Raw genomic sequence first — 16,136 nt, 5'->3', positions numbered from 1 at the left:
TAAATTTGCATGACGATCAACCATCATTAAGCTACTCTTTCCTGTTAAATAACCTATAAATTGAGAGACACTTAATTTTGGTGGAATATCTACAAGCATTTGCTTCATGAATCTCTACATTTTTCTATCATAAAGACTTCTTATAATTTCTCCTATGCTCTTTTTGTATTTTCCATAAATAATTTGTCGTCTGTATTTTGGATCAATTACAATATGATACTTACATCTTCACTATGTCTTTTCTTATCCTACACTAGGACTGTCTCCTTCTGTTATAAGTTATGGTGGTCGGGAAACCAACTTTATCTTATTACGATAGGAGGCATTTTTAACACCACACTAAAAGTTACTTAAAACCTTCGGTAGAGCCAGGGGTTTTAAGATGCATAAAAAAACACTAAAAACGAATTGTTTTTAGTGTTTTCCTATTATCTACGTATTAATGATAAAAATTCATCTCTTGCACGGTGATCGTTCGCAAAAATTCCGCGTACAGAAGATGTTGTCGTAGAAGAGCTCGTATTACGTACGCCCCTTCCACACATACACATATGCTTCGCTTCCATCACAACCATTACACCTGCTGGCTCTAATACTTCCTCAATCGCACTAATGATTTCTGTCGTCATTCGTTCCTGTACTTGAAACCTTTTAGCATATCCTTCGACCATACGGGCAATTTTCGATAAACCTGTAATACGTTCGTTCGGAATATACCCAACATGTGCGACACCGAAAAATGGTGCGAAATGATGCTCACACATCGAATAAAATTCAATATCTTTCACGAGCACTAATTCTTTATGAGGAACATCAAATATTTTTTCTAAATGACGTTTTGGATCTTCGCGGTATCCTTCCGTGTACTCGCCATATGCTTTTAACACTCGATAAGGTGTGTCTAATAGCCCGTCTCTTTTAGGATCTTCACCACATAATTCCATTAATTCACGGAATCCATCCATTACTCCATCTGCTTTTTCCATAAATGTTGCTACCGCTTCTGGATTATCCCGATCGATTTGAAACATATCTAATAGCACTTTATCTTTTTTTGTTAGTACTTTATTATTTTCTATTGTCAATTCATCCTCACTCCACCATTATAAGGTACCATCCATATTTTTTAAAATTCACTTGCACATATTTTAACATAGAGTATCATGCAAATCTATTTTTTAAAAACGATAAAATGAATATTAAGCATGCGCGATGAAAAGAACACCGTTATTACTAGACCATTAAATAAGTGCGTCATTAACGATATACGTTCAAAGTAAACTTACTCTTTTTTAACAAAAAACAATTCACTTATAGAGTGTAATTACCCCATAAGTGAATCGCATTGTTCTTCGATTTATATTTTTTTCATCACATTTTTAATTAATGTCATAAAAGCTTCTCTCGACTTCGCTGCAACTGCAATAACATCTTCATGGCTTAAAGGTTCATCTAAAATACCGCATGCCATATTCGTTAAGCATGAAACACCTAATACGTTAATGTTGGCGTGCGCAGCAATAATTGCTTCCGGTACGGTAGACATTCCGACAGCGTCGCCACCTAATGTACGAATCATACGAATTTCTGCTGGTGTCTCATATGCTGGACCTGTCCACCAAGTATACACACCTTCATGCAATGTAATATCGTGCTCCTTCGCAACGTCCTTTGCAATATTTCCTAATGCACGATTATATGCTTCCGATAAGTCAGGAAAACGTGTTCCTAATTCATCATTATTCGGTCCAATTAACGGATTTTGACCAGTTAAATTAATATGATCTGTAATTAACATTAAATCACCAGGATTAAATGAAGTATTTACTGCTCCACATGCATTCGTAATAATTAAATTTTCAATACCTAACGACTTCATCACTCTAACTGGAAATGTTACATCATCAAGCGAATATCCTTCATAATAATGATATCGACCCTTCATCGCAACTACTGTCTTTCCTTCTAATGCTCCAATAACTAATTCATTTGCATGGCCGATTGCACTCGATTCGGCAAAATGAGGAATTTCTTTATATGGAATAACTGTTGCATTTTCCATTTCATCGGCTAAAGATCCTAAACCTGACCCTAAAATAATTCCAATTTCAGGCACTAAATCTGTCTTAGACGTAATAAATTGTTTCGCCTCTAAAATATGCGCTGTTTCATGCATTTTATTGCCTCCTAATATCTCTTTTATACGTAATTAAATGTATCATAAATTGTCCCATAACAAAACAGTTATGGAAGCATTTTCTCCAAATGGAAGATGCCGTTTTTCTGCCTATAAATCTGTATTCGTTTTTAACCTATCATTTATAAAAAATATATGCACCGCTTACCGCAAAGAACATGACGAAGCAAAAAGGAGCTTCCGTAAAGAATTACCTTTACTGAAACTCCTTTCGTTTTATGAGCCTATGTTACATATTCTTTTTATTTCGGGTCATTCATTTTTTGGTCTAATTTTTCTAATTGTCTTTTCGCAAATTCACGTCCGCCAATACCGAATGAAATCGCAAAGGCAATCATAAATCCACCTAAAATAATCATGAAAGCAATATTCACAATGCTCGTTGCAAAGTGCAATTGGTCTAACGTCATAAATACTGCAAATGTAATGATAACACCTTTAATTAATAGAGCAGAAATGGCATTGTTCGTATTTTTCTGTACCCAATTACCAACAATATTCGCTAATAATAATCCTACTCCTAAAATGATGATCGCACTTAGTAAGAATGGTAAGTACGTAATAATCGCAAATCCAATTGTATTTAACACTTTCAAGTTAATCACTTGGAAAGCCTCAACCGTAAAGAATAATACAATCACAAATTGAACAAGTTTACCGATAAAGTTTGCAATGTCGAATCCTTTACCATCTACTTTATTTGAAATACCTAATGAATCAAACACTTTATTAATGTTTGCTCCACGCAGTAAGTTCGTTAATAAACTACCGACAAATTTTCCGATGTAAAATCCGACAACGATTAAAATAATCGCTACGAAGATTCCAGGAATCATTGCTAGTACATTGTTTAAGACAGATTCAATCGGACGAGAAATCGTTTGAATATTTAACGCTTCCAACCCAATTGTAATAAACGGAATTAAAATAACGATAAAAATAATATTCGAAATAACAGAAGATAATGTCGCTTGTGCTTCCTCTGTTTCCCCTTTATTTGGTAAAACTTTGTTTACCCATTTATCAATATTCAATGTCGTGAAAAACTGTTCAAATAGCTGCTTCACTAATTTCGCTACGAATACACCAATTAAAATAATGACCGCAGCTGCAATAATATTTGGAATAAAGTATAAAAATTTATCCATCATATTTGAGATTGGTGCTGCAACCTCTGTCATATTTAATACACCAAACACCGTCGGTAAAAACAGAATAAACACTAAGAAATAAACGAGTTTTCCGATATTTTCTAGTAATTCATTTCCGCTTTTCTCATCAGCAACAAATGGCGTTTTACTTAATGCTCTACCAAATCCTACTTTTACTAATAATTTATTGAATACATTCCGAGCAATAATTGCAATCACCCATGCAAGTAACAATAACAAAATTGCTTTAATGACGTTAGGTAATTCCATGACGATACTACTAATCATGTTATCCCACGTATACTTCAATTCATCTACCATCTTATACATCCTCTCTTTTTTCTCTTTTCCTAGCACTTATTTCAAATGCCAGTTAGAGGACATATAACCGTCATGAAAATTTCTAAAACATTTTTTAAAATATGCATAAAAAAAACAATCGTTTTCATACGACTTTCTACTTATAATCAGTCGTATTTCCATGATTGTTTTTTAACAATTTTATTTTATTTGTATATTATTCATATACGTGTTTTCAGTTTAATAAATAGCTTAGAATTGGCATTTAATGGAACTCCCTTTCCATATTTTTCATTTACATAAAAAACTTACATAAACACTATTTTCCTATACAATTTTACCCTACCTAGTTATTTATCATCATTTTTCAAGTTTTTTCTTATTGAACCGACAAAATTCGTTTATAATCTTTCACCGCAGTCACATGTAATCCTTCATGATAAAATGTAAATGAAAAAATTTGCCCAACATTATTTTGTCGTAAAAATGGTTCTTTTGCTGTGTCACCTAATTTCCCTTTTAATGCTACCTCTATTTCTTCTACTTGTTTTTCTAATTTTTCTTTTATTTCATCTAGTGATGGAGGTGTACCTTCCCAATCATTCGGCGAAGTGTTTGGGGAAAAATATTGTTGAAACCGCTCATCCATTTCTAATTCAATTCCACCATAATGTTGCAATAATGCATGTTGAACGACATAAATGTGCCCTAAATTCCAGCGTATATTATTTCGAAATCCTTCTGGAATAACATCTGCTTGTTCTTCCGTTACATGTTTGAATTCATGTAATGTCATTTTGCGAATTAACTTCATCTGATCGAATAATAATTGTTCTTCCATATGTACCCCACCTTTTTTATGATACATACAGTATACATCTTAAAATCTCTCTTGAATATATGAAAAAATATTTTGTGTCCTAAACGACATCCTTATTTTAATTCAATATACCGTGACGAATAATTTCGATATCGAATTCAGGCTCAATAGTAATCTCCGGATACATTTCTTTCCAATTTACTTTTTGCCATAATTGTGGATCATATGCTTTTATTTTCTCCCCTATACCAAGCGTATCATTATTTGCTTCTTGGATTTTTTCAATTGTTTTTTTCGCCCGTTTTTCACTTTGCTTCGTAATGGCATCTACTAAATATTTTGCCTTATCTTCATCATATAAATGATCACTCGCATATTCGTCTATTTCAATTTGTAAAGACAATTTCACGGTAACTGTAAGATCATTATCTCCTGTACGTTCCCACGTTACATGCTGATATTCATTTCGGATAGAAAAATTTACATATTGCTTCTCGCGTCGTTCTTGATCTGGATCTACGAGGAAATTCATTTTACGATTTTTATTCTTTACCCCCATTAATGTTAATAACATAATATTTTCATCTAACGATAGCTCTCCACTCGATTTATCGCCATTAAATAGTGTTGAACCAGTAATTTTTGCTCGTTTGCCATTATCCATTAAAGCTATTTGTGGTATAGCAATATCTTTTCCGTCACTTAAAATAACTGGACAAATTTCTTGTATATTATCATCTTTTATAATTCCTGCATTACTTGCCGTCTTCAATAATTCAGAATAAAATTCACTCGTTAATAACGAATACGTATCTTCTACTTCCAATGCATCTTTTGCGGTACCATCAACAATCGCAACAGAAGCATATAATGGGGCGCGTAAATCACGGTAAACAGAATCTAATGTTGGAAAAATACCGGATTCAGCTAAATCTTTTCCGATTAAAATCACTTTTGCTTTCGACCGGTCGAATTTTTCTGGAGAATATTCATCCGTTTTAGTTTCAGCATCTTTTACCGTATTGGCGATAACCGAAATGATTTCTGTGTTCGTCGACATACTTACTTGCCCACCCCCACCACTTTTATCTGGGAAGGTAATCGTTTTTTCAATTTTTCCGTCTTCCGTCAGATCATATCCAATTGACAAAATTAAGGTATGTTCTTTTAATAAACGTTGATCCCAACAGCCAGTTAGCAACAACAATAAAATAATTGATACCACAATTGAACGCATTACGGTTCCACCTCTTTTTTCGAAAAAATAAAGGTAATTAGAAAGGAGATTAGTGGTATAACGACCATAAACACAATGACCGCATAGATAAAATAATCTAACACCGTTTGCAATGTATATGTATTACGAAGTGAAATAGCCGCTATATAACAAACAACTAATAAAAATATTGTTACAAATCGCGGTTTCCCCCTCTTATATAGATGCAATGATAAATATTTCGTCGCATAAAGGAATGTCGTTAATGTCGTTGCGACTAAAACGATCCAAATCGACGTAAATATTAAATCAGGGCGTTCGATGATTTTAAAACTAAATGATTTGACTAAATATAGAACAGGTTCAGGTACAAGCTTTAATTCTTCCGGACTTAAAAATACTAATGACGTAAACGTAATAAACGTATAAAAGAAAGTTAAACAAATATTTGAAATGGTTGCTATTTTTAAAATTTTCTTTTTCTCCGCACGAATATATATATGAAAGATTAATAATAATTCAATCCCTGAAAAGGAAGGAAATACTTCTATTATTCCCTCTAAAATATGGGGTACACCGCTTTTTCCAATCGGGAAAATAAAGGTCAAATTCGCTTCTTTCCATGCATATATATTAACCCCAACATAAACGAGTAATATGACAGATGTTAACACATAAAATTGTGCAATTGTTTCTAATTTTTCTGTGAAGATATAGAATACAATGATTAACATTAACAGAAGCAACACCCAACTCGGTGTGCGGGGCATCATCCATGCACTTAACAATAATGCATATTTCGCAAGGGTGATACTCGTTAAACAGAGGAAATAGACAATATATAGAAAGACAATGAACTTACCAATTATTTTTCCGAACAATGTCTCGCATATTTGTTTCCATGAAGAGTTTGGGAATCGTTGTATTAAAAATATATACATAAAAATGATACATTGTACTACGACGCCTGTTAAGAGAACCGAAATCCATCCGTCTCCTTTTGCCGTATTAAACACATCATGAGGTAATGAAACAACACTTACCCCTATTTGTGTTTGAATTAACAAAAAAAATAATTGATAAGGTAAAATAGTTTTCCCTTCATTCATCCTTCAACACTCATTTCTTTTTAACGTCCATTGTTTCGGTGTGAAAACGAAATAATGTTCGTTTTATTGAAGCAAAATCAAAAGGTGCTAACGGATAGAAATAAGGTGTATCGAGCACTTTTACTTTGCATAAATGGAATAAAATAATTAAAGCACTAGCAACAATTCCGACAAAGCCAAATAAAGACGCTGCAACCATAATCGGAAAGGATAATATACGTAATATATTTCCCATTTCATAGGAAGATATCGTAAACGACATGATGGCCGTTAATGCAATGACAATTACGACAACATTGGAAACTAGTCCAGCGGTAACAACCGCTTCTCCGATAATAATTCCACCGACAATTCCGATCGTCTGTCCAATCGGGGATGGTAAACGAATTCCAGCTTCTCTAATAAGTTCAATCGTCACAATCATAATAAACGCCTCAAAAAACGGTGGAAATGGGACCGTTTCAATCGAATTTTTTACGAGCGTAACCATTTCAAAAGGGATAATTTCAAAGTGAAATGTAATAATCGCAATATATGTCGCTGGAAAAATTAGTGCACCGAAGAAACTCGCTAATCGAATAAAACGGAAAAGGATACCGTCGTATACTTGCCCGTTAAAGTCATCTGGTGAATGAAAAAAGGCAAAAAATGAAATCGGGACAATACATGCGATAGCATTATTGTCCATTAAAATAGCGATTTTTCCTTCAGTTAAATATGCAGTCGTTCGGTCGGGCCTTCCTGTATATAATTTCTTCGGAAAAATCGTCTTCACATGACGTAAAAGATAGTTCACTAAATCTCCGATGACCGTCACTTTTTTCTCTTGCATCCCTTCTAATTGATCTTCGATATATTGGATCGTCTCTTCATTCGCTTCCCCTTTAAGATAAACAATCGCTACATTATTCTCATTTTGTTTTCCGACACTTTTATATGTAACATGCAAATTTTCTTGTTGTAGACATCGTCTTATTAAATGAACATTGATATCTAAGTTTTCAATAAATCCATTATGTGCCCCTTGTACGACTCGTTCATTTTCAGGCTCATCTGGTGTCCGTTCATGTTCTTGTACCGTTTGTAAGACGATACCTTCTTGTTTTCCTTCTAATAAAATAACTGTATTTCCGATAAGGATCGCTTCCACAATCTCTTGTATAGTTGTTACTTTTTCCGACATATCACTCAGTGAAATACCAGCTTCTATTGCTGTAAGTTGCTGTCCCATTTTCTGTTCATCTGCCATCGTTTCTAATGAACAGACAAGAGCCTTCTTTTGTTGTAATGTCATTATTTGTAGTTGTAAATCATTCGTATATTGAAATGCCTTTTCTAGCGTCTGTTTATTTTCTGCTAGCGTTTCTTTTAATTCTTCATAAGGCAATTTATCCGCCACCTTTACATTGCATTATGGAATACTTTGTGCAAAATCATTGAAAATATACAAAAAAGCCTTTGATTAGAATCTTTTTTCTAATCAAAGACTTGTCTGTTTTTTTATGACATACCATTTTTCACGTGACGCATTAAGACAATGCCTTTAAGCCGACAACTCCGATAACTACGAAGATAACGCTAATTACTTTTCCAACACTTTTTGACTCGCCAAAGAATATCATATTAATTAAAACAGCCCCCGCCGTTCCAATTCCAATCCAAACCGCATACGACGTACTCACTTGCAAAAATTTGAATGATTGATATAAAAAAGCAAATGAAGCAGCAAATCCACCAAAATATAAAATAAGAGATGGCATCGTTTTTTGTTCACTATATTTTTTCAATCCAACAACACCCGTCAGCTCACTAATCGCCGCTAAAAATACGAATAACCATCCCATTATTACTTCCATCCTTCCGTCGCTTTTTTCTCTTCCATTCCTTCAGCAACTTGTAATCCAATGACACCTAAAATTAATACCATCATAAAGCCAATTTTTCCGAACGTTAAAATTTCCCCAAACAAAAATACGTCCATTAATGCAGTACCGAGTGTACCGGCAGCTGCAAAAATGGCGTACACCGTTCCAGTCGGTAATTGTTCACATGCTTTTGTTAAAAAGTGAAAATCAATAAAAATGAACACGACAATTGGAATCCAATGCCACCATAGAGAGGCGACATTAAATCCAAATATCCAAACTAACTCAAAAAATGATGTTAATGCTACATATATCCATGCTTTATTCATATTTCTTCCTCCTAAAAACCAAGTGAATGAATGTCATTCACTTTATAGCGATAAAAAAGAGCGTAGGACATGTTGTTTTCTTGCTGCCTCTCTATCGATTCTATCTCAGTAAGAATCGCATCCGTTTCTACGACTTTGTCCTAATCGCTTCTCTCGACTGAATGACTATCATTCATTTTACATCTTTTTTATTACTTGTCAATCCGTAAAGCATCTAATAAAAATTGCTGTACCGCCTCTTTTTGCTTCCCCGCTTCTTCTTCATTACTATGATCATATAAATATACTTGTTCTGCTGCTGATTCGACTAGTCCGATCAACAATTTTGCCATTCGTTTTGGAGAAATAGTAGATGTCACTTCCCCTTTTTCTTGTGCATCCTCTAGTAATTGACTAATCATTTGATAGCACGGCTCATAGACAATTTCCCATTCTTTTATATGTTCTGAAGAAGCAAGTCCTGCATAAACAACCGCTTGTACTTCACTATATTGTTTGTTTACTTCAAAAATAACGTGAATAATATGTTGTAGTTGTTGTTCGACAGTATTTTTCGTATCCATTTTTTCTTTAATTCGTTCCATTAAAACATGAACCATCTCTTCTGCTATAGCAGGCATTAATGACAATTTAGATGGAAAATAAATGTAGAAAGTACCTTGTGCAATGTTTGCGTTTCTGACAATATCAGAAATCGTCGTTTTATCGATTCCCTTTTCTTGAAATAGTTTAATTGCTGACTGGATAATCCGTTCACGTTTGTCCATCATTACACCCCTATTCTATTCCTTTCTACAGTATACCGTAATTATTTTCGTCTATCAAAAATCTTTCGTTTTCCTTTTGTCGGAACGATATTTATCCGTTCTGGCGCTTTCCAAATATATGCCGTAATGATGGCTACAATCATCATGAATGTCGTAAAATAATATGGATAATCTAAGTTTATATCGAATAATGCACCACCAACCATCGGACCTAATACATTTCCAATACTTGTAAACATCGAATTCATTCCTCCAACAAACCCTTGTTCATTACCTGCCACCTTGGATAAATACGATGTAATCGCAGGGCGTAATAAATCAAACCCTGTAAAAATAAATATCGTAACAAATAAAATATATGCATAACTATGTGCTGTCGTCATTAAAAATACGAACACACCTGAAAACCATAAACAATAACGAACAAGCCTTACTTCTCCAAAACGTTTCGTTAATTTATCAAACAATAATACTTGTGTAATCGCACCAACAAGTGCTGCACCAGTAATGATAATCGCAATATCTTTCGGTGTAAACCCAAATTTATGATCAACATATAAGCTAAATAGCGATTCAAACGCCATTAAGCCAAAAGAAGAAATAAATAAAATTAAAAAGGCAAATATATATGCCGGTCGGACAACACGTTTTAATTTATTCGTCGGAACAGTTGCAACTTCTTCCTCTTCTGTTGTTTGTCGTTCTGGTTCTTTTAATGTAATAATCGATAATACTGCTGCTAATCCGGCTAAAACTGCGGCCGCAAAAAACGGAACTCTCGATCCATATTCTGCTAAAAACCCACCGATACCCGGTCCGATAATAAATCCCGTACTAATCGCAGCGGACATATACCCTAATGCTTTTGAGCGTGTTTCCAATGTCGTAATATCTGCAATATACGCCGTTACAGCTGGCATAATGAATGCCGCACTTATTCCACCAAAAAATCGTGATACAAATAAGATTTCCACCGATGTTCCAATACCAAATAAGTATTCTGAAAAACTGAACACAAATAGTCCAATTACAATCATTCGTTTACGACCGTATTTATCTACCCATTGTCCAGCAATTGGCGAAGCGATTAATTGGGTGATCGCAAATGCTGCCACTAAATATCCGACAACTTTTCCGGTTAAATGTAATTCATTCATAATCGTCGGTAATACAGGAATGACGAGTCCAATTCCTAAAAATGCGATAAATAAATTTCCTAATAAAATCGCCAATACAAAATTTTTCTTTTCCATAAATGTCCTCCTTTTATGTAAATTAAACAAGAAAAAGGAGAAATTCACTGCTCCCCAATGAACTTCTCGCTTTATACGTCTCTTTTATATCATTTTTATCCTATGATAGTATACTACGAAATTATTCTATTTGGCAACTCGATAGCACATTTAATTTTCATTTTATTTTTCGGTTAAAAACTTTATTTTATTATCCAATTTTGATATAATACAAAATATTACACGAGTTAGGATGGTATACATGATAGAATCATTCGTTGCAGAAAAAGAATTAGATGATATCGATAGATTATTATTAAAAACAATTCAAAACAATGCTAGCCTAAGCAATGTAGAGTTAGCAAAAAAAGTAAACCTTTCCCCTCCTGCCACACACGGAAGAATGAAACGTTTAGAACAGGAAGGATATATAAAAAATTACGTCACTATTTTAAACCGTGAGAAACTCGGCTTTGACCTTTTATGTTTTATATATGTCAAAACGAGTATTCATCAAACAGTACAATTAGAAGCATTCGAGGCTGCGATTGTAGCGATGCCTGAAGTATTAGAATGCCATCATATTACTGGAGAATATGACTTTTTATTAAAAGTTGTTTTAAAAGACAGTTCCGATTTAAAAAATTTCATCGGAAATAAATTAAGTTCACACGGAAGTATTAGTGGGATTCAAACTAGTCTATCATATGAAGAAGTAAAATCAACGACGGCATTACCTTTAAAGTAAAAGGTGCCGTCCTTTCTTTTTCTTTAGAACGTGATAAAATATATGATATATTACTTTTTTCGATAGGAAGAGATAAGTTATATGCAAACATTTATCAAGCGCCCACTAAAAGTGACATTATTCCTTTATGCACTTTTTCATTTTATAACTACTTTATTTTCAAATGAGCTCTTATTACTTTTCATGGCGATTAGTGGGATTGCCTTTTTCATTTTTACGAGTATTCATCTTTCGATTCCTAAATTTAAGTTACCGTTCACTATTTTCGTCATTAGTTTTATAGTAATGTTAACAGCGAAAATGGATATATTACATACATTACAAAATGGTGCAATCGAGATGCGCCATATTATCGGACTCTTAATCGTCGTACCACTCATAAGTTACGTATTACAAGAGGAACCATATATTGAAGATGTCATGGGGTTGTTTTATCGGTTCATTAATACTGGTAAAAAGTTTTATTTTACTTTGTTAACATTTACGCAAATTATTGCTTATTTTTTATTATTCGGATCGATTACGATGATGTATCAATTCGTACAAATGGTGTTACATGAAAAAACTTCTGAAAACTGGGAATATTTTAAAGGAACAGCCCTTTTACGTGCCTTCGGATTGTCGACTTTATGGGTCGTTAGTATCCCTAGTTTCGTCTATGCAGTCGAAACATTAAATGCTTCTTTATGGCTTTCGATTTTACAAGGATTTATTTTTGCCATTTGCGGATCATTTTTAGCTATGATTTTTATGTCGATACGAATGAAACGGGCAAACATCGATGTCACGACCGAACTACAATTAGAATTACAAACATTGTTAAAGACAGCAGCAAGTCATGAAGTACAAGTAAAAAAGACGATGGAATTTAGTTTATTATTCGTCAGTCTTTTCGGGACAATTTTTCTATTGCATGGATTGTTTCATTTTCAGTTAATGGTGCTCATTCCCCTCGTGATCATCGGATGGATGTTTTTCTTTTATGTATGGAAAGGAAAATTGCGAAAGTTTTTCGTCGTAATAAAAGACTATGCTTCTAATAAGGTTGTTGGACAGTCTTATCAATTGTCGTTAATGATTGCTGTCGGTGTGTTAATCAATACCTTACATGGTACAAATTTTTCCACTAATTTTATTAAAGGATTACATGCCATACAAGCTGCTTTTCCTTTCATTAATTTTTTGTATATATTACCTTTCATTGTAATTTTATTAGGTTTTTGTGGATTAGGCCCTTTAACAGTGATGGTACTCGTTGCAGGTATTTTACAAAGTATGCCTCTTCCTTATCCACCTGAGCTAATGGTTCTTGCGATTACGTCAGGAAGTGCGATTTCGATTTTTATTTCTCCTATTGTCATGCCTGTTATCGTATTAAGCGCTTCGAACGGGCTCGGCATGTTAACGAATGGTATCAAATTCAATTGGAAATTCGCCCTTAGTTTTTATGTCATGATCCAGCTTTATATTCAAGTGATGTATCAATTCGTTTATTAATATGGAGTGGGAGGTCGAAGGATGCAACTTGCGTAGTACTTGAGTTCGCTTCTATGTTGTGTAAAATTGTATTTGCATCATGTCGCTTTCGGCTATCGTGCACTTGCAAGAAAGTAGAATTACAAAGATAAAGGGAATCCCGGTAAAAATTAATTTACTGAAACTCCCTTTTCTATTTCATTTCGTTTTATCGCAAATCTTTTTTATTATTCATATTCTTTTTCAAATGTTTTTGTACTACGAACTGTATCAATATGGCGAACTTTGCTTTCGATAAATTCTCTTTCTGATTCTAAAAACGGCGGTAAAGAAAGTTTTTCTCCAAGTGTTTCATATGGCTCATCTTCCATGAATCCTGGACCATCTGTGGCAAACTCAAATAAAATTTGCGGTGCCACACGTGCATATAAGGATCCAAAATAAAAACGCTCCACAAAACCAGATGTTGATAAACCGAACTGGCGTAAATGATGGTCCCATCTATCTAATGCATCTTTGTCGTCTACACGAAATGCTGCATGGTGTACTGTTCCAAACCCTTGACGTGCTGATGGTAAGTCATCTCGGAATTCCACAATAACTTGTGCACCATTTCCACCTTCCCCAACTTCGAATAAATAGAAATTGCCATCTTCATCTATTTCTTTAAATAATAATACTTTTTCTAATAATGCTTTGAAATAGTCGATATCATCCACACGAACGACGACTGGTCCTAAACCTGTAATCGCATATTCTAATGGGATCGGGCCATTTTTCCACGGTGCACCAGAGGCAACTCCTGCGTTTTTTTCATCTGAAATTAATTGATATTGTTGATCATCCATATCGACAAATGATAATGTCTTTTTACCAAATTGTTCTTTCACACCAGTATGTTTCACCCCTAATCGGTCAAAACGTTTCACCCAGTATGCTAATGCTTCATCAGTTGGCACACGGAAAGATGTTTTATATATTTCATTCGTTCCATGTGACCCTTTTGGAATACCTGGGAAATCAAAAAATGTCATATCTGTTCCCGGATTTCCTTCATCATCTGCGAAAAATAAATGGTATGTTTGAATATCGTCTTGGTTGACAGTTTTTTTCACTAGACGCATCCCTAACGTATAAGTGAAAAATTTATAATTCTCCTCTGCACTACTCGTAATTGCTGTAATATGGTGGATTCCTTTTAATGTCATGTTTCATACGCTCCCTTTATGTTAATGGTTGTAAATGATGCTCAATTTCTTCTCTTCGTTCTTCTAAAAATGGTGGCAATGTAATTCTTTCCCCAAGTGTCGCCATCTCTTCATCTATTGCCAATCCCGGACCATCTGTCGCTAACTCAAAAACGATGCCATTTGAATCTCTAAAATAAAAACTATGAAAATAATGGCGGTCAATGACACCTGTAGAAACAAAGCCTCTTTCTTTTATTTCTCGTTCCCACTCATACATTTCTTCTACATTTTTCACACGAATCGCTAAGTGATGCACACTACCACGTCCTGGCCGTTCTGTCGGTGCATCAAGTTCTTTTACGATAATTTCAGAAGCTGAATTTTCTAAAGCAGAACGGAAAATTTGTGCCCCTTCCATTGTGTCAACCAATGTATAATCAAACAACTCTGTCAACACGCTCGCTAGCTTTTTCGGGCGACGGACTGTCATCTCTACAGGACCCATTCCAATAATTTGATGTTCCGTTGGGACGGTAGATTGATCCCACTTCTCCCAAAATTCTGGGACATCGTCTTCCCCTTTATCGATAAGCATTAGTTCTAATCCATCTGGATCGGTAAATTGAAGCACTCGCTTATTTCGGTATGTCGTTAATTCACTTGGAATATGGTGCATGTCGAAGCGATTTTTAAAATAATCGATTGTCGCTTCAGTTTCGACGAGTAAACCGAGTTTCGTAATCGCATTAGAACCACGATGTGTACGCCCTACCTGTTTCATTTCAAAAAACGTAATAACGGTTCCCGGACTCCCCGTTTTATCTCCATAAAATAAATGGTACATCGTCGGATCATCTTGGTTAACGGTTTTTTTCACGAGACGTAATCCGAGAACATCTCGATAAAATGTCATATTTTCTTGTGCATTTTTTATCACCATCGAAATATGATGGTGTCCTGTAATCATCCGCATTTGTTTCCCTCCCAATTTCATCTTATTTACATTATGTCACATTTTATCTCTAATTAAAACTATTTTGTTTCGAGATAAAGAAAAAACGTCCTAAAATGAACCATCATAAGATATTTTTCTTATACGTATTCATTTCCCGACGTTTCCACTTATGAAACAATTTGTACATCTAATACATTTTTTAAAGGGACATAGGTGCCACAATCATTCGATAATACAATTTGTCTCGTAAATCGTTCAATTTTTGCTAATTTTCCTTCAATTACTTTAAACTGTCCCTGCTCATAATAGGTTAAAACTATATCAACATTATATGTTAGTGCATATTTTAGAGATTGATCTATTTCTAACATCGTTTGCTCATCTAATATAGGCTTCTCTTTATATTCCACAAAAACTTCCTTTAACATTTCAACATGTTCTGGCAACATTAATGATGTCCACTTGATGGACCCACGGTCTTGTACTGTCATGATTTATATACCTCCATTTTTCCATTGCTAAAATATTTTCTTTATAAAAAGTTCGAATCGACTGCCTCAAAAAGCAGTAAGCAATAACTCGATTACCGTTCATCCCTAATACTTTTATTTCCCGTTTGGAAAATAGATTCTTACGGCTTCGATAAATAATCGTCCACGTTTCCCCTGTTTGCATCGCATCACGTAATAATTTTTCCATCTCTCCACCACCAGGAACGTTTGTTCTTATATTAACACGAACAATTCATAAAAACAAGAACAAAGGTTCGTTTTTTTCTCTT

17 protein-coding genes and 1 pseudogene are annotated in these 16,136 nt (G+C 34.3%); 2 read left to right on the top strand and 16 right to left on the bottom strand.

What is annotated here, in order from left to right; all coding sequences use genetic code 11:
- The 12 genes and pseudogenes from tnpA to SPD45_RS05820 form a co-directional block, all read right to left on the bottom strand.
- Positions 1 to 225, bottom strand: a pseudogene (gene tnpA / locus SPD45_RS05875) (IS200/IS605 family transposase); the annotation flags it as partial.
- Between the two features lie 203 nt (positions 226 to 428).
- A complete protein-coding gene (folE, locus tag SPD45_RS05870; RefSeq protein WP_442961993.1) occupies positions 429 to 986 on the bottom strand; it encodes a GTP cyclohydrolase I FolE in 558 nt (185 codons plus the stop codon).
- A gap of 371 nt (positions 987 to 1,357) precedes the next feature.
- Entirely contained in the window at positions 1,358 to 2,176 is an 819-nt protein-coding gene (locus tag SPD45_RS05865) for a purine-nucleoside phosphorylase (protein ID WP_336266803.1), read from the bottom strand.
- Positions 2,177 to 2,439: 263 nt separating this feature from the next.
- Positions 2,440 to 3,669 (bottom strand): mechanosensitive ion channel, encoded by a 1,230-nt coding sequence (locus SPD45_RS05860; RefSeq protein ID WP_336266802.1) that lies wholly within the window; start codon positions 3,667 to 3,669, stop codon positions 2,440 to 2,442.
- A gap of 358 nt (positions 3,670 to 4,027) precedes the next feature.
- On the bottom strand, positions 4,028 to 4,489 hold the full coding sequence (locus tag SPD45_RS05855) for a DinB family protein (RefSeq protein ID WP_336266801.1): 462 nt from the start codon (positions 4,487 to 4,489) through the stop codon (positions 4,028 to 4,030).
- A gap of 97 nt (positions 4,490 to 4,586) precedes the next feature.
- Positions 4,587 to 5,705 carry a Ger(x)C family spore germination protein gene (locus SPD45_RS05850; protein WP_336266800.1) on the bottom strand — a complete coding sequence of 373 codons (1,119 nt, stop codon included), beginning with the start codon at positions 5,703 to 5,705 and terminating at the stop codon, positions 4,587 to 4,589.
- Entirely contained in the window at positions 5,705 to 6,793 is a 1,089-nt protein-coding gene (locus SPD45_RS05845; RefSeq protein WP_336266798.1) for a GerAB/ArcD/ProY family transporter, read from the bottom strand. The genes SPD45_RS05850 and SPD45_RS05845 overlap by 1 nt, the downstream gene beginning before the upstream one ends.
- A 10-nt stretch (positions 6,794 to 6,803) precedes the next feature.
- A complete protein-coding gene (locus SPD45_RS05840) occupies positions 6,804 to 8,180 on the bottom strand; it encodes a spore germination protein (protein ID WP_336266797.1) in 1,377 nt (458 codons plus the stop codon).
- Positions 8,181 to 8,322: 142 nt separating this feature from the next.
- Positions 8,323 to 8,637, bottom strand: coding sequence for a DMT family transporter (locus tag SPD45_RS05835; RefSeq protein ID WP_336266796.1), 315 nt, complete (start codon positions 8,635 to 8,637; stop codon positions 8,323 to 8,325).
- A 2-nt stretch (positions 8,638 to 8,639) separates the two neighbouring features.
- Positions 8,640 to 8,987 carry a DMT family transporter gene (locus SPD45_RS05830; RefSeq protein WP_336266795.1) on the bottom strand — a complete coding sequence of 116 codons (348 nt, stop codon included), beginning with the start codon at positions 8,985 to 8,987 and terminating at the stop codon, positions 8,640 to 8,642.
- A gap of 191 nt (positions 8,988 to 9,178) precedes the next feature.
- Complete coding sequence (locus SPD45_RS05825) at positions 9,179 to 9,757, bottom strand: TetR family transcriptional regulator (RefSeq protein WP_442961991.1); 579 nt, start codon at positions 9,755 to 9,757, stop codon at positions 9,179 to 9,181.
- A gap of 38 nt (positions 9,758 to 9,795) precedes the next feature.
- Positions 9,796 to 11,007 (bottom strand): MFS transporter, encoded by a 1,212-nt coding sequence (locus SPD45_RS05820; protein WP_336266793.1) that lies wholly within the window; start codon positions 11,005 to 11,007, stop codon positions 9,796 to 9,798.
- A gap of 244 nt (positions 11,008 to 11,251) precedes the next feature.
- Here SPD45_RS05820 and SPD45_RS05815 point away from each other — a divergent pair, with 244 nt between their 5' ends.
- Positions 11,252 to 11,734, top strand: coding sequence for an Lrp/AsnC family transcriptional regulator (locus SPD45_RS05815; protein WP_336266899.1), 483 nt, complete (start codon positions 11,252 to 11,254; stop codon positions 11,732 to 11,734).
- Between the two features lie 81 nt (positions 11,735 to 11,815).
- Positions 11,816 to 13,231, top strand: coding sequence for a hypothetical protein (locus SPD45_RS05810; RefSeq protein WP_336266792.1), 1,416 nt, complete (start codon positions 11,816 to 11,818; stop codon positions 13,229 to 13,231).
- A gap of 206 nt (positions 13,232 to 13,437) precedes the next feature.
- Here SPD45_RS05810 and SPD45_RS05805 read toward each other — a convergent pair whose 3' ends face one another.
- From SPD45_RS05805 to SPD45_RS05790, 4 genes are all read right to left on the bottom strand, one after another.
- Positions 13,438 to 14,418, bottom strand: a complete 981-nt coding sequence (locus SPD45_RS05805) for a ring-cleaving dioxygenase (protein ID WP_336266791.1) — start codon at positions 14,416 to 14,418, stop codon at positions 13,438 to 13,440.
- A gap of 16 nt (positions 14,419 to 14,434) precedes the next feature.
- Entirely contained in the window at positions 14,435 to 15,373 is a 939-nt protein-coding gene (locus SPD45_RS05800; RefSeq protein WP_336266790.1) for a VOC family protein, read from the bottom strand.
- Between the two features lie 149 nt (positions 15,374 to 15,522).
- Positions 15,523 to 15,846, bottom strand: coding sequence for a YolD-like family protein (locus SPD45_RS05795; protein ID WP_336266789.1), 324 nt, complete (start codon positions 15,844 to 15,846; stop codon positions 15,523 to 15,525).
- Complete coding sequence (locus SPD45_RS05790) at positions 15,785 to 16,054, bottom strand: hypothetical protein (protein WP_336266788.1); 270 nt, start codon at positions 16,052 to 16,054, stop codon at positions 15,785 to 15,787. The genes SPD45_RS05795 and SPD45_RS05790 overlap by 62 nt, the downstream gene beginning before the upstream one ends.
- Positions 16,055 to 16,136: the final 82 nt, after the last annotated feature.

The organism is Pseudogracilibacillus sp. SO10305 (assembly GCF_037072005.1).
Lineage (GTDB): Bacteria > Bacillota > Bacilli > Bacillales > Amphibacillaceae > Pseudogracilibacillus > Pseudogracilibacillus intestinigallinarum.
Note: the sequence above shows the minus strand (reverse complement) of the source record. Positions and strands in the feature narration are given on the sequence as shown.

Coding starts and splice junctions, on each gene's coding strand:
- SPD45_RS05855 (WP_336266801.1), bottom strand. CDS start 4,489: ATGGAAGAACAATTATTATTCGATCAGATGAAGTTAATTCGCAAAATG.
- SPD45_RS05790 (WP_336266788.1), bottom strand. CDS start 16,054: ATGGAAAAATTATTACGTGATGCGATGCAAACAGGGGAAACGTGGACG.
- SPD45_RS05820 (WP_336266793.1), bottom strand. CDS start 11,007: ATGGAAAAGAAAAATTTTGTATTGGCGATTTTATTAGGAAATTTATTT.
- SPD45_RS05850 (WP_336266800.1), bottom strand. CDS start 5,705: ATGCGTTCAATTGTGGTATCAATTATTTTATTGTTGTTGCTAACTGGC.
- folE (WP_442961993.1), bottom strand. CDS start 986: ATGGAAAAAGCAGATGGAGTAATGGATGGATTCCGTGAATTAATGGAA.
- SPD45_RS05810 (WP_336266792.1), top strand. CDS start 11,816: ATGCAAACATTTATCAAGCGCCCACTAAAAGTGACATTATTCCTTTAT.
- SPD45_RS05860 (WP_336266802.1), bottom strand. CDS start 3,669: ATGGTAGATGAATTGAAGTATACGTGGGATAACATGATTAGTAGTATC.
- SPD45_RS05825 (WP_442961991.1), bottom strand. CDS start 9,757: ATGATGGACAAACGTGAACGGATTATCCAGTCAGCAATTAAACTATTT.
- SPD45_RS05800 (WP_336266790.1), bottom strand. CDS start 15,373: ATGCGGATGATTACAGGACACCATCATATTTCGATGGTGATAAAAAAT.
- SPD45_RS05805 (WP_336266791.1), bottom strand. CDS start 14,418: ATGACATTAAAAGGAATCCACCATATTACAGCAATTACGAGTAGTGCA.
- SPD45_RS05835 (WP_336266796.1), bottom strand. CDS start 8,637: ATGGGATGGTTATTCGTATTTTTAGCGGCGATTAGTGAGCTGACGGGT.
- SPD45_RS05795 (WP_336266789.1), bottom strand. CDS start 15,846: ATGACAGTACAAGACCGTGGGTCCATCAAGTGGACATCATTAATGTTG.
- SPD45_RS05845 (WP_336266798.1), bottom strand. CDS start 6,793: ATGAATGAAGGGAAAACTATTTTACCTTATCAATTATTTTTTTTGTTA.
- SPD45_RS05830 (WP_336266795.1), bottom strand. CDS start 8,987: ATGAATAAAGCATGGATATATGTAGCATTAACATCATTTTTTGAGTTA.
- SPD45_RS05865 (WP_336266803.1), bottom strand. CDS start 2,176: ATGCATGAAACAGCGCATATTTTAGAGGCGAAACAATTTATTACGTCT.